The organism is Haemophilus sp. HMSC061E01, assembly GCF_001810345.1.
Classification (GTDB): domain Bacteria; phylum Pseudomonadota; class Gammaproteobacteria; order Enterobacterales; family Pasteurellaceae; genus Haemophilus_D.
Genome location: NZ_KV801018.1, coordinates 1 through 277 on the forward strand (window position 1 = coordinate 1; position 277 = coordinate 277).

Consider the following 277-nt stretch of genomic DNA (forward strand, 5'->3'; position numbering starts at 1 on the left):
AAGTGGTGGGCGATACCGGTCTCGAACCAGTGACCCCCTCCTTGTAAGGGAGGTGCTCTCCCAACTGAGCTAATCGCCCGCTTGGTCAAACTTTTACAACACTAAAGCCAACTTTGGAAAAAGTGGTGGGCGATACCGGTCTCGAACCAGTGACCCCCTCCTTGTAAGGGAGGTGCTCTCCCAACTGAGCTAATCGCCCGATGCACCTGAAAAGGTATTCGGATTTATTTAAACACTAAAATTAAGTGGTGGGCGATACCGGTCTCGAACCAGTGAC

The 277-nt window shown here is 51.3% G+C and carries 2 tRNA genes; both read right to left on the reverse strand.

The features are described from left to right. Nucleotides 1-3: 3 nt before the first annotated feature. Nucleotides 4-79, reverse strand: a tRNA-Val gene (locus tag HMPREF2732_RS08950). 44 nt (nucleotides 80-123) lie between these two features. After that, nucleotides 124-199 (reverse strand) — tRNA-Val (locus tag HMPREF2732_RS08955). Nucleotides 200-277 lie beyond the last annotated feature (78 nt).